Consider the following 23,636-nt stretch of genomic DNA (forward strand, 5'->3'; position numbering starts at 1 on the left):
GCCGCAAGGGGAACCCATGCCATCATGCGATGTCGAACAGTGTTCGAGAAGGCCGTGCCTGCCCGGGCCCGGGACTCGCACTCGCGGTTTGGGGAAACGGGCAGGGGCCGTCTACGCTGAGAGAACAACAGGTCCATCAGGGAATGACAATGAAGGGTTCGTTTATCCACGGAATGAGGATTCGACCATGCTAGATCGCAAGATACCCTGGATTGCCGCGCTGGCTCTCTCCGCCGTGCTGCTGGCCGGCTGCGGCGACGACAGCGATGACGCGGCCGGTGACGGCGGCCAGTCGTCCACGGCCACCGAGACGTCGAGCACCGCGTCGTCCGGCTCGACGGAGGGTTCCGCCACCGGCACGAGCGAGGCATCGAGCACCTCGCAGAACAGCACTTCCTCGGAGACCGGCCAGACGGGTGACATGGCCGACTCCAGCGACAACATGGACATGCAGAGCGACTCGGGCGACAGCGCGAGTACCACCGGCGAGATGCAGAACGGCTCCGGCGGTGACGGCTCGACGACCCAGGAAACCGGTACCGGCGAGGCCGGCAGCGACGAGGAGGACACCACCCAGTAGGACGATGGACGCCTGACCGCCATCGTTGTCCTCCGGGGCGGCCATCACGGTCGCCCCGTTCTCTTTCAGTACCGACCCCCCTGCGGGGGGTGACTGCGTGCAGGCGACATGCGCGTAGGCGACGCGATTGCAAACCCGGCCATCCTGTAGTGAACTGCTGGCACGGTCGCGTGCCGTATCGGAGTCGTGAAGCTGCCGTCCGAGGGGCGCTGCAGCGCATGAGACCCATGCGCGAGGCTCGGACAGGCGGTCGTCAATCGCAACGGCGCCCATTCCCCCGGAATGGAGTAAGACGATGACAGCAATGGCCAACGCGCAATCCGCTACCCTGCCGGACCACCGGGTCGCCGACATCGACCTGGCCGAGTGGGGGCGCCGCGAGATTCGCATCGCCGAGACCGAAATGCCGGCGCTGATGAAGATCCGCGCCAAGTATCGCGATCAGCAGCCGCTGGCGGGCGCGCGCATCGCCGGCTGCATCCACATGACCATCCAGACCGCGGTGCTGATCGAGACCCTGATCGAGCTCGGCGCCAGCGTGCGCTGGTCCTCCTGCAACATCTTTTCCACCCAGGATCACGCCGCCGCGGCGATCGCCGCCGCCGGCATCCCGGTGTTCGCCTGGAAGGGCGAGACCGAGGAGGAGTTCTGGTGGTGCATCGAACAGACGGTGGAAGGCCCGGACGGCTGGACGCCCAACCTGGTGCTCGACGACGGCGGCGACCTGACCGCCCTGCTCCACGACAAGCGCCCGGAGCTGCTCGAGGCCATCCACGGCATTTCCGAGGAAACCACCACCGGCGTGCACCGCCTGCAGGAAATGCTGCGCGAGGGCACGCTCAGGGTGCCGGCGATCAACGTCAACGATGCCGTCACCAAGTCCAAGAACGACAACAAGTACGGCTGCCGCCACAGCCTCAACGATGCCATCAAGCGCGGGCTCGACCACCTGATGGCCGGCAAGCAGGCGCTGGTGGTCGGCTACGGCGACGTGGGCAAGGGCTCGGCGGCCTCGCTGCGCCAGGAGGGCATGATCGTCAAGGTCAGCGAGATCGACCCGATCTGTGCCATGCAGGCCTGCATGGACGGCTACGAGGTGGTCTCGCCCTACGCCGACGGCGTCAATCGGGGCGTCGAGAGCATCGACCGCGACCTGCTCGGGCGCATCGATCTGGTGGTGACCTGCACCGGCAACATCAACGCCTGCGATGCGCCGATGCTCAAGGCGCTCAAGAAGGGCGCGGTGGTGTGCAACATCGGTCACTTCGACAGCGAGATCGACACCGCCTACATGCGCCGCCAGTGGCACTGGGAAGAGGTCAAGCCGCAGGTCCACAAGATCTATCGCGACAGCGACCCGGACGACTACGACCCGACCAGCGACGACTACCTGATCCTGCTCTCCGAGGGGCGCCTGGTGAACCTGGGCAACGCCACTGGCCACCCGTCACGCATCATGGACGGCTCCTTCGCCAACCAGGTGCTGGCGCAGATCCACCTCTTCGAGCACAAGTTCGCCGAGCTCACCGACGACGCCAAGGCCGGCGGGCTGAGCGTCAGCGTGCTGCCCAAGGCGCTGGACGAGGAAGTGGCCCGCTACATGGTCGAGGGCTTCGGCGGCGTGGTCACGCGCATGACCGAGGACCAGGCCCGCTACACCGGGGTGGCGGTCGACGGCCCCTACAAGCCGGACGCCTACCGCTACTGAGCCCGCCCGACTTCGGGCGCTCAACCGACGCCGCCCCGTTCCCGGGGCGGCGTTTTCGTGGCCGGGCCACCAGGTCCCCTGGCCAGGAAACGTCGAGGACATCTCATGCTGGATCTCATTGCGATCGTGGTCTCGCTGACGGCGGCGCTGGCGTGGCTCAATCATCGCGTCGTCGGCCTGCCCAGCCCCATCGGGGTGATGGCCATCGCCCTGGTGCTGTCGGGGGCCCTGCAGGGCGCGGCCTGGCTGGGGCTGCCGGCCATCCACGCCGAGGCCGAGGCCTGGCTGTCGCGGATCGACTTCACCCGGCTGCTGATGGACGGCATGCTCTCGCTGCTGCTGTTCGCCGGCGCCCTGCATGTCGACCTGGCGGCGCTGCGCCGCTACCGCTGGTCGATCGGTTTCCTGGCGACGCTGGGGGTGGCGGTCTCGACCCTGGCGATCGGCGCCGCGGCCAAGGGGCTGTGCACGCTGTTCGGCCTGGCGGTGCCGTGGCTCGCGTGTCTGGTGTTCGGGGCTCTGATCGCGCCGACCGACCCCATCGCCGTGCTGGGCATCCTGCGCCGGGCCGGGGCGCCGGAGGATCTGGAGCTGCGCATCGTCGGCGAGTCGCTGTTCAACGATGGGGTGGCGGTGGTGGTGTTCACGCTGCTGCTGGACGGCCTCACCGGCGAGACGCCGCTGACGGCGGCCCACGCCGGCACGCTGTTCCTGCAGGAGGCCGGCGGCGGGGCGCTGCTGGGGCTGGGCATCGGCGGTCTCGCCTATGTGACGATGCGCGGCATCGACGACTATCGCGTCGAGGTGTTGATCTCGCTGGCGGTGGTGCTGGGCGGCTATGCCCTGGCCCGGCAGCTGCATGTCTCGGGGCCCATCGCCATGGTCGTCGCCGGCCTGCTGGTGGGCAACAAGGCACGCCACAGCGCCATGTCGACGACCACCCGCCGCTATCTGGACGCGTTCTGGGAGCTGGTCGACGAGATCCTCAATACCCTGCTGTTCGTGCTGATCGGCCTCGAGGTGCTGCTGATCCCCTTCGAGCCGGCCTACCTGTGGGTGGGCGCCGGGCTGGTGGTGGCCGTCCTGGCGGTGCGCTTCGTCACCGTCGGGATCCCGGTCGTGCTGCTGCGCGAGCGCCTCGGCTTTCGCCGGGGGTCGACACGCATCCTCACCTGGGGCGGGCTGCGCGGCGGTATCTCGGTGGCCCTGGCGCTGGCCCTGCCGGAGGGCGAGGCGCGCGACGTGCTGCTGACCGTGACCTACCTGGTGGTGCTGTTCTCGATCCTCGTCCAGGGGCCGACCATCGGCCGGCTGGTCACGCGGTTGCTGGGAAAGGCGGACGCGTCACGCACGGCGCCTTGAGGGGCGCGCCCTACAGATCCTCCATCCGCTCGGCGTCGCGGACCAGGCGCATGGTCTCGTGCTCCTCGAGGGAGACCAGGTTGTCGATCAGCTCGTGGGCGGTGGGCGTCTCGACCTGGTCGCGCAGGTAGCGGAACAGCTCGCCGATGTGTTCGTGCTCGGCCAGCACCTTGCGCATGATGGCGTCCGGCGCCAGATCGCGGAAATCGCTCGCCTCGTGGCTCTCGGGGTGGCTCGGTGCATTCTCGAAATACTCGTAGCACCAGGTGTGCAAGGCCGCCGGCGAGGCGTCGTGACGCGCCATTTCCAGCGTTTCGCTCAGTGTGCGTTCGTGCTTGGCCAGGTAGGTCAGCAGCATCTGCGCGCGCTCGTCGTTGACCTTGCCCAGGTCACGCTCGATCTGACCGGCCAGCCGCACATGGGTGCGTCGCGCCCACTCCAGGGCATCCTCCAGGGTTTCGACACGCATCGTGACCCTCCACATCGACGAGATGGCGATATCTTCATTATGGGTCAAGTCGGGGCGGCGGGCTTGATGCGCGTCAAGCTTGCGGATGCCGCGCCCCGGCTTGCCCCGGTGCCGGACAAGGGGTCTACCTTGGGTAGGGATTGCGTATTCCATTCATCATTGTCGTGGAAAGGAGTCCCGTCATGATTCCCGACTGGTTGACCGTACTGGCCTGGATTTCCGTGCTGCTGGGCTTCGCCAGTGCCCTCTACGTGATCGGCGACCTGCGCCGGCATCCGCAGCACATGACCATCATGAACGTGGTGTGGCCGGCCTGCGCGCTGTTCGGCCACCTGCCGGTGCTCTACGCCTATCGCAAGTACGGGCGTCTGGCCGCCGACGAGATCGCTCATCCGGCCATGCAGAAGGGCGAGACGCCACCCCACAAGCGCGACACGCCGTTCCCGGTCAAGGTGGCCAAGGGCACGCTGCATTGCGGCAGTGGCTGCTCGCTGGGTGACATCGTCGCGGAGTGGGCGGCCTTCCTGATGCCGACCATCGCCGTCTGGCTGGGCTGGAAGGGCATCTTCGAGGACAAGATCTTCGCCGTCTGGGTGCTCGACTACATCCTCGCCTTCCTGTTCGGCATTGCCTTCCAGTACTACTCGATCAAGCCGATGCAGGACCTCTCGCCGGGCCAGGCGCTCGTCCAGGCGATCAAGGCCGACACCCTGTCGCTGACCGCCTGGCAGGTGGGCATGTACGGCTTCATGGCCTTTGCGCATTTCTACCTCTTTGCGGTGGTCTTCGGGATGAAGCTGCACGTCGACACCATCCACTTCTGGTTCATGATGCAGATCGCCATGGGCTTCGGCTTCCTGACCGCCTACCCGGTCAACTGGTGGCTGATCCAGCGCGGCGTCAAGGAGGCGATGTAAGCGCTTCTCGCTGCCTCCGCCGCAATGGCACGGAAGGGCCCGCTCGCGGGCCCTTTTTCGTGGCCCGGCGGCGCGTGTCGAAGGTCGGGGCGGGCGAGTTCAAGAGAGGCACAAGAACGGCTTTCGTTGACCGGGGTCATGGGAGCGTCTTGATGGCCCGCCTTCCCGGACGTTGCCACTTGACCCTTGGGCAACCCGCAAGTCTTACGCTGTTCTTCAAGCCCGGCCATGATGGCCCGGGCGTCGGATGGCCGGCAGGGGGATGCCATTGTGCGGCCGTGGATGGTGGAGCCGACAAGTCGGGGAGGCAGCCATGTGGCATGACATGACGGGATACATGAGCGGCGCGGGCTGGGGGCACATGCTCTTCGGCGGCGTCATGATGGTGCTCTTCTGGGGGCTGGTGATCGCGCTGATCGTGATGCTGGTCATGCGCCTCACCGGCCATCGCGCCCGTTCGCACCGGACGGCGCCGGATGCCCTGGAGCTCCTTCGCCAACGCTACGCGCGCGGGGAAATCGACCGCCAGGAGTTCGAGGCGCGCAAGCGCGACCTGTCGGAGTGATGCCTCGCCCTCGCCGTTGATCGGCCGCGTGCCGGGGGCGGCGAGGAGTCTTTCGTTGCGTTCTTCCTCCCAGGCAGGAGGTGGCCATGCCCCCGAAACACCACGCCGTTCACGCCTCGCCCCATGCCGCCGAGGCTCAAGAGGCACCGCCGGATACGCCCAGGGATGCCGAGCCGGGCGGTTACACCTGCCCGATGCATCCCGAGGTGCAAAGCGACGCCCCGGGCGAATGCCCGAAGTGCGGCATGGCACTGGAGCCGGTGGCACCCCAGGCGCCGGCCACCCGCACCGAGTGGACCTGCCCGATGCATCCCGAGATCGCCCGTGACGAACCGGGAAGCTGCCCGAAATGCGGCATGTCCCTGGAGCCGCGTCAGGTCACCGCCGAGGAGGAGAAGAATCCCGAGCTGATCGACATGACCCGGCGCCTGTGGGTCGCCCTGGCCCTGGCGACACCGGTGTTCCTGCTGGCGATGGGCCAGCACGTGCCCGGCCTGTCGCTGGAGGCCTGGATTCCGCACGAGGTGCGCATCTGGCTGGAACTGGCCCTGTCGACGCCGGTGGTGCTGTGGTGCGGCTGGCCGTTCTTCGTGCGCGGCTACCGCTCGGTGATCGGCTGGAATCCCAACATGTTCACCCTGATCGCGCTTGGCGTCGGGGTCGCCTATCTCTACAGCCTGGTCGCCACGCTGTTCCCGCAGCTCTTTCCGCCCTCCTTCCGCGACGCGACGGGGCAGGTGGGCGTCTACTTCGAGGCCGCCGCGGTGATCGTGACGCTGGTATTGCTCGGCCAGGTCATGGAACTGCGTGCACGCAGCCAGACCAACAGCGCGATCAAGGCCCTGCTGGGGCTGGCGCCCAGGACCGCACGGCGTATCGCCGACGACGGCAGCGAGTCCGATGTGCCGCTGGAACAGATCCGGATCGGCGATCGGCTGCGCGTGCGCCCCGGCGAGAAGGTGCCGGTGGACGGCGTGGTGGTCGAGGGCAGCTCCTCGGTGGACGAATCGATGATCACCGGCGAACCCATGCCCGTCGAGAAGGGCGAGGCCGAGGAGGTCATCGGCGCGACCATCAACGGCACCGGCTCGCTGGTCATCGAGGCCCGGCGCGTCGGCAGCGACACCCTGCTGTCGCAGATCGTGCAGATGGTCGCCGATGCCAGCCGCAGCCGGGCGCCGATCCAGAACCTGGTGGACGTGGTCGCCGGCTACTTCGTGCCCACCGTGGTGCTGGCCGCCGTGGTGACCTTCGCGGTCTGGGCGCTGTGGGGGCCCGAGCCGGCGATGGCCTATGCGCTGATCAACGCCGTGGCGGTGCTGATCATCGCCTGCCCGTGCGCGCTGGGGCTGGCCACGCCGATGTCGATCATGGTGGCCAGCGGCAAGGGGGCCTCGGCCGGGGTGCTGTTCAAGAACGCCGAGGCGATCCAGACCCTGCGCCGGGTCGACACCCTGATCGTCGACAAGACCGGCACCCTCACCGAGGGGCGCCCGCGGCTGCAGGACGTGGTCGCCGGCGAGGGCTTCGCGGAGGACGAGGTGCTGCGCCTGGCCGCCACCCTGGAGCGCGGCAGCGAGCATCCGCTGGCGACGGCGATCGTCCAGGGGGCGGCGGAGCGCGACATCGCTCCCGAGCGCTACACCGACTTCGAATCGGTGACCGGGCAGGGCGTCAAGGGCCGGGTCGGCGACCGGGTCGTGGCGCTGGGCAACCGCGCCCTGATGGACGCCGAGGGCGTCGAGGCTGACTCGCTCGCCGAGCGTGCCGAGGCCCTGCGCGGCGAGGGCAAGACCGCGATGTTCGTCGCCGTCGACGGCCGGCCCGCCGGGCTGGTCGCCGTCGCCGACCCGATCAAGGCGACGACCCGGGAAGCGATCGAGGCGCTGCATGACGAGGGCATCCGCATCGTCATGCTGACCGGCGACAGCCGGACCACGGCCCAGGCGGTCGCCGGTCAGCTGGGCATCGATGAGGTGATCGCCGGGGTGCTGCCCGAGCAGAAGGCCGAGAAGGTCAAGGCGCTGCAGGCCGAGGGGCGCTTCGTGGCCATGGCGGGCGACGGCATCAACGATGCCCCGGCGCTGGCCCAGGCCCAGGTCGGCATCGCCATGGGCACCGGTACCGACGTGGCCATGGAGAGCGCCGGGGTGACGCTGGTCAAGGGTGACCTGCGCGGCATCGTGCGCGCCCGCCGGCTCAGCCGCGCCACCCTGCGCAACATCAAGCAGAACCTGTTCTTCGCCTTCGTCTACAACAGCGTGGGCGTGCCGGTCGCCGCCGGTGTGCTCTATCCGGCCTTCGGCATCCTGCTGTCGCCGATCATCGCCGCGGCGGCGATGTCGTTCAGCTCGGTATCGGTGGTGGCCAATTCCCTGCGACTGCGTCACCAGACGATCTGAGCAGGATGCCTGTGTTTCCAAAGTCTTACCCAGTCGACAAGAGGAGGTTCTGCATGTCGGACAAGGAACGCCGCCTCGGTGTCTCCGAGGCCAACCTGGTGACCCGCAAGCTCAGGCTCAGGGCCTGCAGCGAGTCGGCCCTGCAGGCGGCCATCGGCGAGATCGATGCCCTGTTCGGTCTCGAGAGCGTCACCTACCTGCCGCGCAAGCGGCGGCTCGACGTGGCCTACGACGCGACGCGGCTGTGTCTCGATCACATCCGGACGATCCTGTCGCGTCACGCCATCACGGTCAGCAACGGCTGGTGGGAGCGGGTCAGGGAGAACCACTACCGCTTCGTCGACCAGAACATCAAGGACAACGCCAGCCAGGAGCCCTGGAGCTGCCACTGATCCCGCCGATGGGTGGTGCGGCAGGGCGTCGTCACCGAATCATCATCGGGGTGCCACCCAGGAGTCATCGACATCGCGGAACATGGGGCCGCGCTTGTCAGGAGGCCCTTCCATGAGCACCCCGTCCGAGATCGTCGACGCCTGCCGCACCCTGTTCATCTCCGATGTGCATCTCGGCACGCCGGACTGCCAGGCGGCACTGCTTAGCCGACTGCTGCGCCGCGCGCGTCCCGAGCGGCTGTATCTGGTCGGCGACGTGGTCGACCTGATCGCCATGCGCCGGCGGGCGGTGCTGCCGCCCGCCCAGCAGCAGCTGGTGGCGCGCATCCTGCGCCTGGCACGCGGCGGCTGCGAGGTGATCTACATTCCCGGCAACCATGACGCGGCCTTCCGGCGCCTGAGCGGGCTGCGCATCCACAATGTGCGCATCGAGCGGCGCTGGATCCACGAGCTGGCCGACGGCCGACGCTTCCTGGTCAGCCACGGCGACGAGTTCGACACCCATGTGCGCATCGCGCCCTGGCTGCTGGCGCTGGGCGACGGCATGCACCAGTTCGTGCTGCGCCTCAATCGCTGGTGCAACGGCCTGCGGCGCACCCTGGGGCTGCCCTACTGGTCGCTGGCCAGTGCCCTCAAGCGGCGCCTCGGCAGCGCCCGGCGCTACATCGCCCAGTTCGAGCAGGCCGCGCTGCATCAGGCCTGGCGCGAGGGGCTGGACGGCTACATCGGCGGGCATATCCACCAGGCCGGGTTCCGGGCGGGCTATGGTGTGCTCTATGCCAACGACGGCGACTGGGTGGAGCACTGCACGGCGCTCGCCGAACTGCCCGACGGCCGCCTGCGGCTGGTCGACTGGCAGGGGCGCACGCTGGCCACCGAGCCGCACGTGGTGCCGGCGCCGCCGCCCACGCCGGGCGTGCTGATCAACGCCTGAGGGGCGGGTATATCCCTCTGAGACGCCCGCATCTGTGGCACACTGGCGGGCCAGCTTCGAGAACGGGAGTCCCGGGTGGCCACCACCGTCCCGCTGGTCGAGGCGCGCGACTATCCCGACCGCGTGCTGAGCGATCGCCATGAATTCCACCAGCTGCTGCTGGGCCTCGACGGCCACGTCGAGCTCGAGGCGGCGGGGCGCGCCACCCGCGTCGCGCCCGGGGTGCTGGCGCCGGTGGCCGCCGGCGACGTCCACCATTATCTGGCCCCGGGCGACAACCGGGTGCTGGTGCTCGACCTGCCGGTCGCCTGGTGCCAGTCGCTGGCGCTGGAGGGGCTGGTATCGCGGCCGGCGCGTCGCCTGTCCCGGGCGCTGGCCGAGCAGGGGCGTGGTCTCGACGGCCGGACGCCCTCGGCGCTGGCCGGCTGGCTGGAGGCCGTGCTCGCCACCGGCGGGCGTGGCGTGGCGTCGCCCCGCTTGCGCCTGCTGCATCTGCTGCCGGCGATTCGCGCCGATCTCGCCCATCCCTGGCGCGTCGCCGAGATGGCGGCGTGCTGTCACCTCGCCGAGGCGGCGTTCGCCCGCCAGTTCCGTGCCCTGACCGGGCAGTCGCCGCATGTGTGGCTGACCGCACAGCGGCTCGCCCGGGCCCGCGAGCTGCTGCGCGATCCCCGCGCCTCGCTCACCGAGATCGCCCTGGCCTGCGGCTTCGCCGACGCGGCGCACTTCTCGCGGGTCTTCCGCCGTCATGTCGGCCGTCCGCCCGGTGAATGGCGCCGGGCCTTGAGGGACCGAGCTTCCAGCTAGCCGTGTAAACCCACCGGACTGGTCACGGGGGCCCACCCGGCTAAACGGGGGCTGGTCGGCCTGGCGGGGAAGAAGATTTATCCCCGACGGTGCGGGCCCTGAAGGGGCTTGTGGGAGAGGATGCCTCCTCGACTGCGGCGGCCCGGTGGCGCCTTCATCGCGACTGAAGTCGCTCCCACGGCCAGGCTCCGCATGAACAGCCTGCCGAGAGATCACCGCTAGCCTAGCCCCGCGAGAGAAAGCAGCGCGTCGAGCCAGAGCGGGATCACCAGTGGCGCGGCCAGGGTGGTGAGCAGCACGGCGACGGCGCCCTTGGCGGGCGGGATGTCGAGCTCCATGGCGATGACCACCACATTGGCGGCCATCGGCACCACGCCCAGCAGCAGCAGGGCGGTGGCGAGGGTGGCATCGATGCCCAGCGTGGCCTGCAGCAGCCACACCGCCAGCAGGCTGAGCAGCGGCCACAGGCCAAAGCGCGCCAGCACGCAGGCGGCGATGAAGCGGGCGTCGACCGCGGCGAGCGTCACCCGTCCCAGGGTCATGCCGATGATCATCATGCCCAGCACGGTGTAGCTGGACTTGAAGTGGTCGAGGCCGTCGAGCAGCGCCGCGGGCAGCGGCACCGCCAGGGCGTTGACCAGCAGGGCGGCGGCGAAGGCGTAGAGCAGCGGCAGGCGGACGATGCGCGAGAGGCTCTCGCGCACCGAGAAGCGCCCCCGGGCGCTGAGGTAGAAGCCCACCGTGAACTCGTAGAGGGTGATGCCCAGCAGGCAGAACAGGTACTGGGCCACGCCCTCGGGCGGCAGCAGCACCAGCGCCAGCGGCAGGCCGAAGTAGCCGGTGTTGCCGGTGCCGGCGGAGAAGGCCAGCACCGCGGCCTCGGGTGGGGCGAACCAGGGCCGCGCCAGGCGATGGACCGTCACGGCGATGAGGCTGGCCAGGGTGAACAGCCCGGCGGTCAGCAGCAGGTCGGCGGGGCCGGGATCGCCCTGCACCAGACCGCGGAAGAAGGTCAGCGGGGCGATCACGTAGATCAGCAACGTGGCGATGGGCCGCGGGTCGACGCCGAGCCGCCGGGCGACGAGCCAGCCCAGGCCGACGAAGGCCAGCAGCATCCACAGCGGTTGGGTGAGGTCGGCCTGTGCGGTCATCGCGATCTCCCGGGCAAAAGCGCCATGATGCCCGCTCGCGGCGGGCGGCGACAGGTCAGGAATCGACAAGCCGATCGCGCCGCGAGGCGGCAGACTGGGCGTTTCCGTCATCCGTCTTCATGGGAGCCGCTGCCATGACCGCGCGTCACGAGACGCCCGCCGATCCCCGTGCCACGGCGATCGGCGCCACCACCGTGCTCAACTGGGCGCTGCTGGCCACGCTGACTCAGCTGGCCGGGCCGGTGCCGCCGTTTCTGCTCACCGCCCTGGCGTTCGCCATCGCCTTCGTCTGCTTCGCCGTCTGGCTGGGCGTGCGCGGGCAGTCGCTGATCGCGCCGCTGCGCCAGCCGCCACGGGTCTGGGCGCTGGGTGTCGGCGGCCTGTTCGGCTATCACGCCCTGTACTTCGTCGCCCAGCAGAACGCGCCGCCCGCCAACGCCGGGCTGATCAGCTACCTGTGGCCGCTGCTGATCGTGATTTTCGTCGCCCTGCTGCCGGGCGAGCGGCTGCGCACCAACCATGTGGTCGGCGGTCTGCTGGGCTTCGCCGGTGCGGCGCTGCTGGTGGGCGGCGACGTGTCGGCGGCCGGCAGCGTGCTGGGCTATGCGGCGGCCTTCGCCTGCGCCTTTCTGTGGAGTGGCTATTCGGTGCTGTCGCGGGCCAATCGTGCGGTGCCGACCGCCGCGGTGGGCGGCTTCTGCCTGGTCACCGCGCTGCTCGCCGCGCTCTGCCATGGGCTGTTCGAGCCGGCGCGCTGGCCGCAGGGGCTCGGCTGGCTGGGTGTGGTCGGCCTGGGTCTGGGGCCGGTGGGCAGTGCCTTCTTCACCTGGGACGTGGGTGTCAAGCACGGCAACCTGCGTCTGCTCGGGCTGCTGGCCTACTTCACGCCGCTGCTGTCGACCGTGGTGCTGATCGCTGCCGGCTATGCCGCACCGACGCCGTGGCTGGCGCTGGCGGCGGGGCTGATCACGCTGGGCATGCTGGTGGGCAGCGGCTGGCTGGGGCGATGGCGTAGCGCTTGACCCTGTAGTGGCTACAGGTGCGGTAATCAGGGTCCATTCAACGACGGGAGCCCTGCATGGCGCACGACCACGCTCACCCGCACGGCCATGACCACGATCATGACCACGACCACGACCACGCCCCTACCGTGACCGCCGACAGCGAACGCCGGGTGCGCCTGGCGATGTGGCTGACCGCCGGTTTCATGCTGGCCGAGGTCATCGGTGGCTGGTGGTCCGGGTCGCTGGCGCTGCTGGCCGATGCCGGGCACATGGTCAGCGATGCCGCCTCGCTGGGGCTGGCGTTGTTCGCCTTCCGCCTCGGGCGGCGCGCGCCGGATGCCCGGCGGACCTTTGGCTACCAGCGCTTCCAGGTGCTGGCGGCCTTCGTCAACGGCCTGACGCTGCTGGCGATCGGCGTGGGCATCGTGATCGCCGCCATCAAGCGCTTCTATGCCCCGGTGGACGTCATGGCCGGGACGATGATGGGCGTCGCCGTGCTGGGGCTGCTGGTCAACCTCGGGGTGTTCGCCATCCTGCATGCCGGCGACCGCGACAACATCAACCTGCGTGGCGCCATCCTGCACGTGATGGGCGACCTGCTCGGTTCGGTGGCGGCGATCGTCGCCTCGCTGGTGATCCTGTTCACCGGCTGGGATGTCGCCGACCCGCTGCTGTCGCTGCTCGCCGCGGCGCTGATCCTGCGCGGGGCCTGGAAGATCGTCCGGCGCAGCGCCCACACCCTGCTCGAGGGCACCCCGGACGGGGTCGAGATCGCCGAGATCCACGAGGCGCTGGCCTCGGTGGAAGGGGTCAGCGACGTCCACGACGTTCACCTCTGGGGGCTGACGCCCCAGGATCCGCTGCTCAGCCTGCACCTGGTGGTGGATGCCGAGGCGGACAACGACCGTGTGCTGCGCGAGGCCTATGCCCGGTTGCACGAGCGCTTCGGCATCCAGCATGCCACCTTGCAGCTCGAGGGGCGGGCCTGCCTGACCGGCGGCGACTGCCAGACGCCGTCGCCGGCGTGATCATGACCCGTTCTCATGCTCGGTGCCGAGGGCGCCGCGGCAACATGACCGGGCTTCATGATCGACCTCGAAACTTTCATTGGTCGTCGGCGAACCCGGCGGGCACAATGCGGGCATTCTGCACGCATGGAAACGACAAGGGTTGACCGATGAGCGCACACGAGCATCCGCTGGGCATCAGCTTCGAATTCTTTCCCCCCAATACCGACGCCGGGCGGGAGAAGCTCATGGCCGCCCGGGATGCCCTGGCCGAGCGCAAGCCGCGCTTCTTCTCGGTGACCTACGGCGCCGGCGGCTCGACCCAGGCGCGGACCCACCACACGGTACAGCGCGTCCGCGAGTGCGGCATCAGCACCGCGCCGCACCTGTCGTGCATCGGCAGCGAGAAGGCCCAGGTGCGCGAGCTGCTCGAGCGCTATCGCGCCGACGGCATCGACAGCCTGGTGGCGCTGCGCGGTGACCTGCCCTCGGGCATGGGCGGGATCGGCGAGCTGCGCTACGCCAACGAGCTGGTCGAGTTCATCCGCGCCGAGACCGGCGATCACTTCGAGATCGCCGTGGCCGCCTACCCCGAGGCCCACCCCCAGGCGCCGAGTCTCGAGCATGACCTGCAGAACTTCGTGCGCAAGATGCAGGCCGGCGCCGACCTGGCGATCACCCAGTACTTCTTCAGTGCCGAGGCGTATTTCCACTTCGCCGAGCGGGCGCGGGCCCTCGGGGTGGAGAAGCCGATCGTGCCGGGCATCATGCCGATCACCAACTACACCAAGCTGGCGCGCTTCTCGGATGCCTGCGGGGCCGAGATCCCGCGCTGGATCCGCAAGCAGCTCGAGGCCTACGGCGACGACAGCGAGAGCATCCAGGCCTTCGGCGAGGAGGTGGTGTCCCGGCTGTGCCAGCGGCTGCTCGACGGCGGCGCGCCGGGGCTGCACTTCTACACCCTCAATCAGGCCACACCGGCGCTGCGCATCCTCGACAACCTCGCCTGACGGTCGGTCGGCACCGGCGATACACGGGCCCCACCCCTGCGGTGGGGCCCGTTCGTTTGGCGGGGAACGTCGGGGAAAGTGTGTGACATTCCGCACAAAAGGCTGAGCGAGCTGTGTGGATCTTCGCACGCCTGAGCCGTACCGCTGCGTGATGCCAGCAGCCGGTCTACATCCAGGCTGTTGTATTGCCGGATTTTTGTGGAACTGGCACGGCGATTGCCAAGGGGTTGGGCGACAGGTCGCCGCGGCGGCCCGACACGACAATCGCAACAATAGCCGCAAGGAGCCAATACAACATGCGCACGCTCAAGCTCGCTTCGCTGACCGCCCTCGCCGCCGGCGTGATGATGGCCGGCAGCGCCCTGGCCGACCCGATCACCATCAAGTTCTCCCACGTGGTGGCCCCCAACACGCCGAAGGGGCAGATGGCCGAGAAGTTCAAGGAGCTGGTCGAGGAGAGCTCGGTCGGCGATCAGGTCGACGTCGAGGTCTATCCCAACTCGCAGCTCTACGGCGACGACCAGGTGCTCGAGGCCATGCTGCTCGGCGACGTCCAGCTCGCCGCACCGGCCCTGTCCAAGTTCCAGAAGTACACCAAGCAGCTCCAGGTCTTCGACCTGCCGTTCCTGTTCAAGGACATGGACGCCGTGGAGCGCTTCCAGAACAGCGAGACCGGCCAGAAGCTGCTGACCTCGCTGGAGCCCAAGGGCCTGATCGGTCTGGGTTACCTGCATAACGGCATGAAGCAGCTCTCCGCCTCCGAGCCGCTGCGCGTGCCTTCCGACGCCGCCGGCAAGAAGTTCCGCATCATGACCTCCGACGTGCTCGAGGCGCAGTTCGAGGCGGTCGATGCCGCGCCGCTGAAGAAGCCGTTCTCCGAGGTCTTCATGCTGCTGCAGACCGACGCCATCGACGGTCAGGAGAACACCTACTCCAACATCTACTCGCAGAAGTTCTACGAGGTGCAGCCCTACATCACCGAGTCCAACCACGGCCTGCTGGACTACATGGTGGTCTCCTCGGCGCGCTTCTGGAACGACCTGCCCGACGACGTGCGCCCGGTGGTCGAGAAGGCGCTCGACCAGGCGATCGCCTACGGCAACGACATCGCCGCCCAGGAGAACCAGGAAGCCAAGCAGGCGATCATCGACTCCGGCAAGTCCGAGATCATCGATCTGACGCCGGAACAGCGTCAGCAGTGGGTCGACGCCATGAAGCCGGTGTGGGACCAGTTCTCCGACGAGATCGGCCAGGACGTGATCGACGCCGCCCGGGCCGCCAACAACGAGGGCTGATCGGCCCGAGGTACCCGACGACGGCGTCCCCCGGGGCGCCGTCGTTGTCTCCGTGAGGAAAGATCATGATTGTACGTTGGCTCAACAAGCTGGAAGAGGCGATCTTCTCGGCGCTGCTGGTGGCCATGGTGCTGCTGGTGGGCGTCGAGGTGTTCTATCGCTTCGTGCTGGCCGAGGGGATCAGCTGGGCGCAGGAGGCCTCGCTCTACCTGTCGGGCTGGTTCGTGCTGTTCGGCGTCTCCTGGGGGATCAAGCACGGAACCCACATCGGCGTCGACGTGCTGGTCAAGAAGCTGCCGCGCGGCGGACGGCGCATCGTCACCCTTATCGCCCTGGCGGTGTGCCTGACCTACTGCGGCCTGCTGCTGGTGGGCAGCTACCAGTACCTGTCGCTGACCCGGATGATCGGCATCGAACTGCAGGACATCCCCATCCCCAAGTGGCAGGCGACCCTGATCCTGCCGATCGGCCTGGGCCTGCTGGTGCTGCGCTTTCTCGAGCTGGGCTGGCGGGTGATCAAGGATGAGGCCGACGGCTTCGGCTTCTCCGACGAGGGCGAGGAGAGCCTGCGACTCGCCGAGCAGGACGCCGCCGGCGAGACCCGCGACAAGGAGGGCCGCCCGTGACCATCGCGACCCTGTTCATCCTGCTGTTCGGCGCCATCTTCCTGGGCATGCCGATCGCCTTCGCGCTGGGCTTCTCCAGCGTGACCACGATCCTGCTGTTCTCCAATGATTCGCTGGGCTCGATCGCCATCAAGCTGTTCGAGTCGGTCTCGAACCACTACACGCTGCTGGCGATTCCCTTCTTCATCCTGTCGAGCGCCTTTCTCTCCACCGGCGGGGTGGCGCGGCGCCTGATCAACTTCGCCACCGATGCCGTGGGCCACGTCAAGGGCGGCCTGGCGATGGCCTCGGTGCTGGCCTGCATGCTGTTCGCCGCGGTCTCCGGCTCGTCGCCGGCCACGGTGGCGGCGATCGGCTCGATCGTCATCGCCGGCATGGTCCGCCAGGGCTACCCGGAGTCCTACGCCGCCGGGGCGATCGCCAACGCCGGCACGCTGGGCATCCTGATCCCCCCGTCGATCGTCATGCTGGTCTACTCGGCGGCCACCGAGGTCTCGGCGGCCAAGATGTTCATGGCCGGCCTGATCCCCGGGCTGATGATGGGCTCGATCCTGATGCTGGCCATCTACATCTCGGCACGGCGCATGAAGCTGCCCGCCCAGCCGTTCCCGGGCGTCGGTGCGCTGCTGCGCTCCGGCGGCAAGGCGACGGCCGGGCTGCTGCTGATCCTGCTGGTGCTGGGCTCGATCTACGGTGGCGTGGCCAGCCCCACCGAGGCGGCGGCGATCGCCGCGATCTACGCCTGGCTGGTGGCGGTGATCGGCTACCGCGACATGGGCCCGCTCAAGGGTGTGCCCTGGAAGCGCCCCGACGAGAACCTGGCCGCGGCGGCCGTGCGCAACCTGTGGCAGACGCCGCTGGCGCTGGTCGGCTCGTTCGTCAATCGCGAGGTGCGCGAGGTGGTGCTGGACGGCGCCAAGGTGTCGATGATGCTGCTGTTCATCATCGCCAACGCCATGCTCTTCGCCCATGTGCTGACCACCGAGCGCATTCCCCATCACATCGCCGAGGCGATCGTCTCCTGGGGCCTGCCGGCGTGGGGCTTTTTGATCGTCGTCAACCTGCTGCTGCTGGCGGCGGGCAACTTCATGGAGCCGTCGGCGATCCTGCTGATCATGGCGCCGATCCTGTTCCCGATCGCCATGCAGCTGGGCATCGACCCCATCCACCTGGGCATCATCATGGTGGTCAACATGGAGATCGGCATGCTCACGCCACCGGTGGGGCTCAACCTGTTCGTCACCGCGGGGATCACCAATCGCTCGATCGGCTGGGTGATCAAGGCGGCGCTGCCGTGGCTGTGCCTGTTGCTGCTGTTCCTGATCGCCATCACCTATATTCCGGCGATCTCGCTGTGGCTGCCCAACCTGCTGTCGTGAACGCGCCGGCACGAGAAGACAACAGGAACCCCGCCGCAAGGCGGGGTTCCTGCGTCTGGCGCCCTGGTGCGGTGCCACGCCCTCGACTAGCCTGAGATCGCACGCACAATCACGAACCGTGAGGGAGGCAGTCATGCGTTTGCCGCAATGGATGCTGGGCCTGGGGGTCGCCGCGCTGACGACCGCCGGCGCCCATGCCGCGACCACCGTCGAGATGCACGCCGTCTCGGCCGACGGCGTCGGCGAGTCGATCGGCACCATCAGCGTCGAGAAGACCCCCTGGGGCGTCAAGTTCACCCCCGACCTGAAGGGCCTGGAAGCCGGCCTGCACGGCTTCCACCTGCACCAGAACCCGAGCTGCGAGCCGGCCGAGAAGGACGGCGAGAGGGTTGCGGCCGCGGCGGCGGGCGGTCACTTCGATCCCGACGCCACCGGCACTCACCAGGGGCCCTACGGCGAGGGGCACCTGGGCGACCTGCCGCTGCTCACGGTCGATGCCCAGGGTACCGCGACGACGCCGGTGCTGGCGCCGCGGCTGTCCATGACCGACCTCGGAGGGCATGCGCTGGTGATCCACGCCGGCGGCGACAATTACAGCGACGAGCCGCACCTCGGGGGCGGCGGGGCGCGAGTCGCCTGCGGGGTCATCGGGAAGGACCAGTGACCGCTGTAAGGCGGTGTCGTGGCAGGGCACCGTGAAGCGTGAAGAAGAAGGACCACAGAGGCCGGGCAATGCCCGGCCTCGCCGTTATCGGGGGATGTGCGTCAGCGACCGGTTCAGCCCTTGGGGTCGAGGATGCGCACCGGAGTCACGCTGTTGTCTTGCTCCTCCTCGCGGGGCTGGTTGACCCGGGTGGCGATCTCGGGCGCGGCCTCGTCCTCGATCGGCAGCTGTTCGAAGAAGTCGCAGGCCACGCAGTCCCGGTAGCGGATGCCGTGCTGTTCCCAGGTGCGAATCCTGTCCATGGCGGCGCAGCGCGGGCAGATCGCCCCGGCGATGAAGCGTTTCTGGATGGCCATGGGCCCTCCTGTGACGGCCCCCGGCGAGCCGGGGGCGCGGGTGGATGATGGCGGGCGGCGTCAGGCGGCGCGGATGCCGCTGTGACGCAGCAGCGCGTCGACGCTGGGCTCGCGGCCGCGGAAGGCCTTGAACAGCTCCGCCGCGTCCCGCGAGCCGCCGGCCTCGAGGATATGGTAGCGGAAGCGCCCCCCGGTTTCGGGGTCGAAGATGCCGGCCTCCTCGAAGGCGCTGTAGGCGTCCGCCGACAGCACCTCCGCCCACTTGTAGCTGTAGTAGCCGGCCGCGTAGCCGCCGGCGAAGATGTGGCTGAAGCTGTTCTGGAAGCGGTTGAAGTCGACCCGCGGCACCACCGAGTAGCGATCGCGCACGTCGTCGAGCAGCGCCTGGACGTCGGCCGCCGAGGGGGCGTCGAGTTCGTGGTGGAGGCGGAAGTCGAACAGCGAGAACTCCAGCTGGCGCAGCATGCCCATCGCCGACTGGAAGTTGCGCGCCGCCTGCAGCCTGTCGAGCAGCGTGTCGGGCAGGCGCTCGCCGGTATCGACGTGGGCGGCGATCATGTCCAGCCCCTCGCGCTCCCAGCAGAAGTTTTCCATGAACTGGCTGGGCAGCTCGACCGCATCCCAGGCCACGCCGTTGATGCCGGAGACGTCGGCGACGGTCTGTCGAGTCAGCATGTGGTGCAGGCCGTGACCGAACTCGTGGAACAGCGTCAGCACCTCGTCGTGAGTGAGCAGCGCGGGCCGCTCGCCCACCGGCCGGGTGAAGTTGCAGGTCAGGTAGGCCACCGGCAGCTGCAGGCTGCCGTCCTCGCGCTGGCGGCGCACCCGGCACTCGTCCATCCAGGCGCCGCCGCGCTTGCCCTCGCGGGCATAGAGGTCGAGGTAGAAGCCGGCGATCGGCGTGTCACCGTCGTGGATCGTGTAGTAGCGCACGTCCGGATGGTAGCGCGGGGCCGTCTCGTCCTCGACGAAGCGCAGGCCATAGAGCCGCCCGGTGACGCGGAACAGCCCGTCGATCACCTGCGGCGCCGGGAAGTAGGGGCGCAGCTGTTCCGGCGAGATGGCGTAGCGCGCCTCGCGCAGCTTCTCGCTGGCGTAGCCGACATCCCACGGCTCGAGGCTCTCGAGGCCGAGCGACTCCCGGGCGAAGGCCTCGAGCTCGTTGAACTCCTCCTGCGCCTGGGGGTGGGCGCGCTCGGCGAGGTCGGCGAGGAAGTCGAGCACCTGGCGCGGCGACTCGGCCATCTTGGTGGCCAGCGAGTAGTCGGCATAGGTGGCAAAGCCGAGCAGCGTGGCCAGTTCCTGGCGCAGGGCGAGGATCTCCTCGATGACCGGTGCGTTGTCGAACTCGCCGGCATCGGGGCCGACGTCCGAGGCGCGGGTGACGAAGGCGGTGTAGATCTCGCGGCGCAGCTCGCGGTCGTCGGCGTAGGAGATCACCGGGAAGAAGCTGGGGAAGTCGAGGGTGATGCGATAGCCGTCGACGCCCTTGGCCTCGGCGTTGGCCCTGAGGGTGTCCAGGGCGCTCTGCGGCAGGCCGTCGAGGGCGTCGGCGTCGGTGACGTCCTTGTGCCAGGCCTGGGTGGCGTCGAGCACCTGGTTGGCGAAGGTGTTGGACAGCTCGGAGAGCCGGGCCTGGATCTCGCCGTAGCGCCGCTTGGCGTCGGCCGGCAGGTCGACGCCGGCGAGCCGGAAGTCGCGCAGGGTGTTGTCGACCGAGCGCTGCTGGGCGGCATCGAGCTCGGCCCAGGCCGGCGAGTCCCTGAGGGACTGGTAGGCGCGGAACAGCCCCTCGTGCTGGCCCAGCCAGGTGCCGTATTCGGAGAGCCTGGCCAGGCAGGCCTGGTAGGCCTCGCGCAGCTCGGGGTTGTTCATCGTGCCGTTCAAGTGCGAGACCGGCGACCAGGCCTGGGACAGGCGGTCGTTGAGCGCTTCCAGGGGCGCGGCGAGGCTCTCCCAGGTGGGCGTCTCGCGCTCCGCCCGGGCGGCGAGCCGATCGATGGCGTCACGGTTCTCGTCGAGGATCCGCTCGATCGCCGGCACCACGTGTTCCGGCCGGATCTCGGCGAAGGGCGGCAGGGGGTGGGTCTCGAGCAAGGGGTTGCGGGACATGCGCGGTGGCCTCGTCTGCAAAAAGGGGGACTGCTTGTTAGATGCGGCCGCACCCGGCGGGTTTCAACGCCGCATCGACGATCGCCCGGGCGGCGCCATTCCCGTGCCGCGCCGCCCCTGCTAGGCTTGCGGCTTTCGAGCGCCGTCGGCACGGCAGGCCGCGCCGGCGCCCGTGGCGGGACAACAAGGGACACGAGCGATGAAAGAGACACTGGAGCGCTGGAGCAGCCGGCGTGCCTTCATACTGGCGGTCACCGGCGCCGCGGTGGGACTGGGCAATATCTGGCGCTTCCCCTACATGACCGGCGAGAACGGCGGCTCGGCCTTCCTGCTGCTCTACATCGCCTTCGTGGTGCTGCTGGGGCTGCCGGTGATGATGGCCGAGATCCTCATCGGCCGCGCCGGACGGCGCAGCCCCATGCAGTCGCTCGGCCACCTGGCGCGGGCCGCCGGGGCCTCGCCGCACTGGCGCTGGCTCGGCGTGTTCGGGGTGATCACCGTGTTCTTCATCCTGTCGTTCTACTCGGTGGTCTCCGGCTGGTCGATCGAGTACCTGGTGGAGTCGATCAACGGCAACTTCGCCGGCGGCACGCCGCAGGCGATCGGCGCCAACTTCAACGACTTCCTCGCCGACCCGCTGCGCATGACCTTCAATCACACCCTGTTCATGCTGCTGACCATGTCGGTGGTTGCCGCGGGCATCTCCGGTGGCCTCGAGAAACTCAACAACCTGCTGATGCCGCTGCTGTACCTGCTGCTGATCGTGCTGGCCGTCTACGCCACCACCACGCACGGCTTCGGCACGGCGATGGCCTGGCTGTTCACGCCCGATGCCTCGGCGATCACGCTGTCGGTGGTACTCAACGCCATGGGCCACGCCTTCTTCACCCTGGCGGTGGGCGCCTGTGCGCTGATGGCCTACGGCGCCTACATGCCGGATCACCAGAGCCTGCCGCGGGCGGTGGCCGCGGTGGCGGTGCTCGACGTGCTGGTGGCGCTGCTCTCGGGCATCGCCATCTTTTCGGTGGTGTTCTCGCAGGGCCTGGACCCCGGCGAGGGCCCGGGGCTGATGTTCGTCACCCTGCCGATCGCCTTCGCCGAACTGCCCGGCGGCTCGCTGTGGCTGGCGGTGTTCTTCCTGCTGCTGCTGCTGGCCACCTGGACCTCGTCGATCAACCTCGCCGAGCCGATGGTCGCCACCCTGCAGGGCGCCGGGCTCAAGCGCGGCCGCTCGGCGGCGCTGGTGGGCATCGCGGTGTGGGCGGTGGGGCTGCTGTCGGTGCTGTCGTTCTCGACCATGGCCGACGTGCACTGGATCGGCGAGATGAACTTCTTCGACCTGGTGACCACCGTGCCCACCGACGTCTTCCTGCCCGTGGGCGGGCTGCTGATCGCCGTCTTCGCCGCCTGGGTGATGTCCAGCGAGGCCGCCGAGCGCGCCCTCGACGCCGGGCCGGGCGGCTTTCGTACCTGGCGCGCCCTGGTGCGCTACGTTTCCATCCCGCTGGTGGTGGTGGTACTGCTGTCGGGGCTGTTCTGAATCGCGAGGAGGTGACGAATCATGAACCTGAGAACCTTTCGCGGCCACACGCCGCAGCTCGGCGAGCGCGTCTACATCGACCCGGACTGCGTGGTGCTGGGCGACGTGACCCTGGGCGACGACTGCTCGGTGTGGCCGATGGCGGTGGTGCGCGGCGACATGCACCGCATCCGCGTCGGTGCGCGGGTCAGCATTCAGGATGGCAGCGTGCTGCACATCACCCACGCCAGCGACTACAACCCCGGCGGCTACCCGCTGAGCATCGGCGACGACGTGACCATCGGTCACAAGGCGATCCTGCACGGCTGCACCGTGGGCGACCGGGTGCTGGTGGGCATGAATGCCACCATCATGGATGGCGCCGTGGTCGAGGACGAGGTGATCATCGCCGCCGGCGCGGTGGTCACGCCCGGCAAGCGCCTGGAAAGCGGGCACGTCTACGCCGGCAACCCGGCCCGGTCGCTGCGCCCCCTGAAGGAGGCCGAGCGGCAGTTCTTCACCTATACCGCCGGCAACTACGTCAAGCTGAAGGACGAGTACCTCGCCGCAACCGATCCCGCCTGATAGGCCGGGCCTCCGGGCGACGCTCCGGGGGCCGGTTTCCCGAGCCCAACTGATTGTTTTTCCGAGGTGCCGTGGGCGATAATCTGGATTTGCATCCAGTGATTCGCAGGTGGCGGCGCGTGGCCGACTTCAAGACTCATTTCAGTGTGGCCGTGGCCGGTGGCGCGCTGCTGGCCGTCGGCGGCTGGCAGGCGGCGCTGTGGTCGCCCCCCGAGGGCGCCTCGCTGGCCGCACTGACCGCCTTCGGCGGCATCCTGCCGGACATCGACTCCGACCATTCCCGGGCCATTCGCCTGATCTTCAACCTCTTCGCCCTGCTGGCGGTGGTCGCCGGCGCGTGCTGGCTGCAGGGGCGGGTCAGCCCGGCGATGCTGCTGGTCGGCTGCGGCGGGCTGTACGTCGCGGTGCGCTACGGCGCCGGGGCGATCTTCCGGCGCTTCAGCGTGCATCGCGGCATCTGGCACTCGCTGCTGGCGATGGGGCTGTGCGGGCTGACCACCACCGCGTTGAGTTACCAATGGCTCGCCCAGCCGGCCTGGCAGGCCTGGGCGCAGGGCGTGGCCCTGGTGCTGGGTGGCGTCATTCACCTGCTGCTCGACGAGCTCTACAGCGTCGACCTGGTGGGCTCGCGGCTCAAGCGCTCCTTCGGCACGGCGATGAAGCTGTTCGACTACCGCGAGCCGGGCAATTCGATGGTCATGCTGTTGCTGGCGGTGGGGCTGTCGCCCTGGCTGCCGCCCTGGCAGACGCTGCTCGACCTGCTGGCCCACAGCACCCGACTGTGGCAATGAG

Annotated in this window: 23 protein-coding genes and 1 riboswitch; of the genes, 19 read left to right on the forward strand and 4 right to left on the reverse strand. The window is 68.9% G+C overall.

Annotation, left to right across the window (positions count from 1 at the left end; genetic code table 11):
• Positions 1 to 187 precede the first annotated feature (187 nt).
• From KGQ91_RS05345 to KGQ91_RS05355, 3 genes are all read left to right on the forward strand, one after another.
• Entirely contained in the window at positions 188 to 580 is a 393-nt protein-coding gene (locus KGQ91_RS05345) for a hypothetical protein (RefSeq protein ID WP_163647843.1), read from the forward strand.
• 195 nt (positions 581 to 775) lie between these two features.
• Positions 776 to 858: riboswitch (S-adenosyl-L-homocysteine riboswitch) on the forward strand.
• Positions 859 to 884: 26 nt separating this feature from the next.
• The gene (ahcY, locus tag KGQ91_RS05350; protein WP_377172873.1) at positions 885 to 2,288 is read left to right on the forward strand and encodes an adenosylhomocysteinase; all 1,404 of its coding nucleotides are present in this window, start codon (positions 885 to 887) and stop codon (positions 2,286 to 2,288) included.
• Between the two features lie 105 nt (positions 2,289 to 2,393).
• Positions 2,394 to 3,650: a cation:proton antiporter gene (locus tag KGQ91_RS05355; protein WP_224420467.1), complete on the forward strand. Its 1,257-nt coding sequence runs from the start codon at positions 2,394 to 2,396 to the stop codon at positions 3,648 to 3,650.
• A gap of 10 nt (positions 3,651 to 3,660) precedes the next feature.
• Here the strand turns inward: KGQ91_RS05355 and KGQ91_RS05360 are convergent, their stop codons facing one another.
• Positions 3,661 to 4,119 carry a hypothetical protein gene (locus KGQ91_RS05360; protein WP_224420468.1) on the reverse strand — a complete coding sequence of 153 codons (459 nt, stop codon included), beginning with the start codon at positions 4,117 to 4,119 and terminating at the stop codon, positions 3,661 to 3,663.
• Positions 4,120 to 4,301: 182 nt separating this feature from the next.
• Between KGQ91_RS05360 and KGQ91_RS05365 the strand changes: the two genes are divergently transcribed.
• The 6 genes from KGQ91_RS05365 to KGQ91_RS05390 all read left to right on the forward strand — a co-directional run bounded on the left by KGQ91_RS05365 (position 4,302) and on the right by KGQ91_RS05390 (position 10,136).
• Complete coding sequence (locus KGQ91_RS05365) at positions 4,302 to 5,036, forward strand: DUF4396 domain-containing protein (RefSeq protein WP_224420469.1); 735 nt, start codon at positions 4,302 to 4,304, stop codon at positions 5,034 to 5,036.
• Positions 5,037 to 5,349: 313 nt separating this feature from the next.
• Positions 5,350 to 5,601 (forward strand): SHOCT domain-containing protein, encoded by a 252-nt coding sequence (locus KGQ91_RS05370; RefSeq protein ID WP_224420470.1) that lies wholly within the window; start codon positions 5,350 to 5,352, stop codon positions 5,599 to 5,601.
• 86 nt (positions 5,602 to 5,687) lie between these two features.
• Complete coding sequence (locus KGQ91_RS05375) at positions 5,688 to 8,003, forward strand: copper-transporting P-type ATPase (RefSeq protein WP_224420471.1); 2,316 nt, start codon at positions 5,688 to 5,690, stop codon at positions 8,001 to 8,003.
• A gap of 53 nt (positions 8,004 to 8,056) precedes the next feature.
• A complete protein-coding gene (locus KGQ91_RS05380; RefSeq protein ID WP_224420472.1) occupies positions 8,057 to 8,395 on the forward strand; it encodes a cation transporter in 339 nt (112 codons plus the stop codon).
• 112 nt (positions 8,396 to 8,507) lie between these two features.
• Positions 8,508 to 9,329, forward strand: coding sequence for a UDP-2,3-diacylglucosamine diphosphatase (locus KGQ91_RS05385; RefSeq protein WP_224420473.1), 822 nt, complete (start codon positions 8,508 to 8,510; stop codon positions 9,327 to 9,329).
• Positions 9,330 to 9,404: 75 nt separating this feature from the next.
• Positions 9,405 to 10,136: an AraC family transcriptional regulator gene (locus KGQ91_RS05390; protein WP_224420474.1), complete on the forward strand. Its 732-nt coding sequence runs from the start codon at positions 9,405 to 9,407 to the stop codon at positions 10,134 to 10,136.
• Between the two features lie 218 nt (positions 10,137 to 10,354).
• Here the strand turns inward: KGQ91_RS05390 and KGQ91_RS05395 are convergent, their stop codons facing one another.
• The gene (locus tag KGQ91_RS05395) at positions 10,355 to 11,287 is read right to left on the reverse strand and encodes an AEC family transporter (RefSeq protein WP_224420475.1); all 933 of its coding nucleotides are present in this window, start codon (positions 11,285 to 11,287) and stop codon (positions 10,355 to 10,357) included.
• 134 nt (positions 11,288 to 11,421) lie between these two features.
• Between KGQ91_RS05395 and yddG the strand changes: the two genes are divergently transcribed.
• The 7 genes from yddG to sodC all read left to right on the forward strand — a co-directional run bounded on the left by yddG (position 11,422) and on the right by sodC (position 18,272).
• Positions 11,422 to 12,309 (forward strand): aromatic amino acid exporter YddG, encoded by an 888-nt coding sequence (gene yddG / locus KGQ91_RS05400; protein WP_224420476.1) that lies wholly within the window; start codon positions 11,422 to 11,424, stop codon positions 12,307 to 12,309.
• A 56-nt stretch (positions 12,310 to 12,365) separates the two neighbouring features.
• The gene (locus KGQ91_RS05405) at positions 12,366 to 13,319 is read left to right on the forward strand and encodes a cation diffusion facilitator family transporter (protein ID WP_224420477.1); all 954 of its coding nucleotides are present in this window, start codon (positions 12,366 to 12,368) and stop codon (positions 13,317 to 13,319) included.
• A 149-nt stretch (positions 13,320 to 13,468) separates the two neighbouring features.
• A complete protein-coding gene (metF, locus tag KGQ91_RS05410; protein WP_163647833.1) occupies positions 13,469 to 14,308 on the forward strand; it encodes a methylenetetrahydrofolate reductase [NAD(P)H] in 840 nt (279 codons plus the stop codon).
• Positions 14,309 to 14,604: 296 nt separating this feature from the next.
• Positions 14,605 to 15,603, forward strand: coding sequence for a TRAP transporter substrate-binding protein (locus tag KGQ91_RS05415; RefSeq protein WP_224420478.1), 999 nt, complete (start codon positions 14,605 to 14,607; stop codon positions 15,601 to 15,603).
• Between the two features lie 65 nt (positions 15,604 to 15,668).
• Positions 15,669 to 16,229, forward strand: a complete 561-nt coding sequence (locus KGQ91_RS05420; protein WP_224420479.1) for a TRAP transporter small permease — start codon at positions 15,669 to 15,671, stop codon at positions 16,227 to 16,229.
• The gene (locus KGQ91_RS05425; protein WP_224420480.1) at positions 16,226 to 17,608 is read left to right on the forward strand and encodes a TRAP transporter large permease; all 1,383 of its coding nucleotides are present in this window, start codon (positions 16,226 to 16,228) and stop codon (positions 17,606 to 17,608) included. Before KGQ91_RS05420 ends, KGQ91_RS05425 begins: the two co-directional genes overlap by 4 nt.
• 133 nt (positions 17,609 to 17,741) lie before the next feature.
• The gene (gene sodC / locus KGQ91_RS05430; protein WP_224420481.1) at positions 17,742 to 18,272 is read left to right on the forward strand and encodes a superoxide dismutase family protein; all 531 of its coding nucleotides are present in this window, start codon (positions 17,742 to 17,744) and stop codon (positions 18,270 to 18,272) included.
• 113 nt (positions 18,273 to 18,385) lie between these two features.
• On the opposite strand, the gene KGQ91_RS05435 is transcribed toward sodC, so the two are convergent.
• The gene (locus KGQ91_RS05435) at positions 18,386 to 18,628 is read right to left on the reverse strand and encodes a YheV family putative zinc ribbon protein (protein ID WP_224420482.1); all 243 of its coding nucleotides are present in this window, start codon (positions 18,626 to 18,628) and stop codon (positions 18,386 to 18,388) included.
• A 60-nt stretch (positions 18,629 to 18,688) separates the two neighbouring features.
• Positions 18,689 to 20,740, reverse strand: coding sequence for an oligopeptidase A (gene prlC / locus KGQ91_RS05440; protein WP_224420483.1), 2,052 nt, complete (start codon positions 20,738 to 20,740; stop codon positions 18,689 to 18,691).
• A 199-nt stretch (positions 20,741 to 20,939) separates the two neighbouring features.
• Here prlC and KGQ91_RS05445 point away from each other — a divergent pair, with 199 nt between their 5' ends.
• From KGQ91_RS05445 to KGQ91_RS05455, 3 genes are all read left to right on the forward strand, one after another.
• Positions 20,940 to 22,280 carry a sodium-dependent transporter gene (locus KGQ91_RS05445; RefSeq protein ID WP_224420484.1) on the forward strand — a complete coding sequence of 447 codons (1,341 nt, stop codon included), beginning with the start codon at positions 20,940 to 20,942 and terminating at the stop codon, positions 22,278 to 22,280.
• 21 nt (positions 22,281 to 22,301) lie between these two features.
• Positions 22,302 to 22,844, forward strand: coding sequence for a gamma carbonic anhydrase family protein (locus KGQ91_RS05450; RefSeq protein WP_224415943.1), 543 nt, complete (start codon positions 22,302 to 22,304; stop codon positions 22,842 to 22,844).
• 119 nt (positions 22,845 to 22,963) lie between these two features.
• Positions 22,964 to 23,635: a metal-dependent hydrolase gene (locus tag KGQ91_RS05455; RefSeq protein ID WP_224420485.1), complete on the forward strand. Its 672-nt coding sequence runs from the start codon at positions 22,964 to 22,966 to the stop codon at positions 23,633 to 23,635.
• Position 23,636 lies beyond the last annotated feature (1 nt).

It is taken from the genome of Modicisalibacter tunisiensis (assembly GCF_020148005.1).
GTDB lineage: Bacteria > Pseudomonadota > Gammaproteobacteria > Pseudomonadales > Halomonadaceae > Modicisalibacter > Modicisalibacter tunisiensis.

What these genes read in the sequence shown, in the direction of transcription:
- KGQ91_RS05380 (WP_224420472.1), top strand. Translation starts at nt 8,057, where the DNA reads ATGTCGGACAAGGAACGCCGCCTCGGTGTCTCCGAGGCCAACCTGGTG.
- KGQ91_RS05415 (WP_224420478.1), top strand. Translation starts at nt 14,605, where the DNA reads ATGCGCACGCTCAAGCTCGCTTCGCTGACCGCCCTCGCCGCCGGCGTG.
- KGQ91_RS05420 (WP_224420479.1), top strand. Translation starts at nt 15,669, where the DNA reads ATGATTGTACGTTGGCTCAACAAGCTGGAAGAGGCGATCTTCTCGGCG.
- KGQ91_RS05450 (WP_224415943.1), top strand. Translation starts at nt 22,302, where the DNA reads ATGAACCTGAGAACCTTTCGCGGCCACACGCCGCAGCTCGGCGAGCGC.
- KGQ91_RS05405 (WP_224420477.1), top strand. Translation starts at nt 12,366, where the DNA reads ATGGCGCACGACCACGCTCACCCGCACGGCCATGACCACGATCATGAC.
- ahcY (WP_377172873.1), top strand. Translation starts at nt 885, where the DNA reads ATGGCCAACGCGCAATCCGCTACCCTGCCGGACCACCGGGTCGCCGAC.
- metF (WP_163647833.1), top strand. Translation starts at nt 13,469, where the DNA reads ATGAGCGCACACGAGCATCCGCTGGGCATCAGCTTCGAATTCTTTCCC.
- KGQ91_RS05355 (WP_224420467.1), top strand. Translation starts at nt 2,394, where the DNA reads ATGCTGGATCTCATTGCGATCGTGGTCTCGCTGACGGCGGCGCTGGCG.
- KGQ91_RS05395 (WP_224420475.1), bottom strand. Translation starts at nt 11,287, where the DNA reads ATGACCGCACAGGCCGACCTCACCCAACCGCTGTGGATGCTGCTGGCC.
- KGQ91_RS05360 (WP_224420468.1), bottom strand. Translation starts at nt 4,119, where the DNA reads ATGCGTGTCGAAACCCTGGAGGATGCCCTGGAGTGGGCGCGACGCACC.
- KGQ91_RS05385 (WP_224420473.1), top strand. Translation starts at nt 8,508, where the DNA reads ATGAGCACCCCGTCCGAGATCGTCGACGCCTGCCGCACCCTGTTCATC.
- KGQ91_RS05345 (WP_163647843.1), top strand. Translation starts at nt 188, where the DNA reads ATGCTAGATCGCAAGATACCCTGGATTGCCGCGCTGGCTCTCTCCGCC.
- KGQ91_RS05375 (WP_224420471.1), top strand. Translation starts at nt 5,688, where the DNA reads ATGCCCCCGAAACACCACGCCGTTCACGCCTCGCCCCATGCCGCCGAG.
- KGQ91_RS05370 (WP_224420470.1), top strand. Translation starts at nt 5,350, where the DNA reads ATGTGGCATGACATGACGGGATACATGAGCGGCGCGGGCTGGGGGCAC.
- KGQ91_RS05435 (WP_224420482.1), bottom strand. Translation starts at nt 18,628, where the DNA reads ATGGCCATCCAGAAACGCTTCATCGCCGGGGCGATCTGCCCGCGCTGC.
- yddG (WP_224420476.1), top strand. Translation starts at nt 11,422, where the DNA reads ATGACCGCGCGTCACGAGACGCCCGCCGATCCCCGTGCCACGGCGATC.
- KGQ91_RS05445 (WP_224420484.1), top strand. Translation starts at nt 20,940, where the DNA reads ATGAAAGAGACACTGGAGCGCTGGAGCAGCCGGCGTGCCTTCATACTG.
- KGQ91_RS05365 (WP_224420469.1), top strand. Translation starts at nt 4,302, where the DNA reads ATGATTCCCGACTGGTTGACCGTACTGGCCTGGATTTCCGTGCTGCTG.
- prlC (WP_224420483.1), bottom strand. Translation starts at nt 20,740, where the DNA reads ATGTCCCGCAACCCCTTGCTCGAGACCCACCCCCTGCCGCCCTTCGCC.
- sodC (WP_224420481.1), top strand. Translation starts at nt 17,742, where the DNA reads ATGCGTTTGCCGCAATGGATGCTGGGCCTGGGGGTCGCCGCGCTGACG.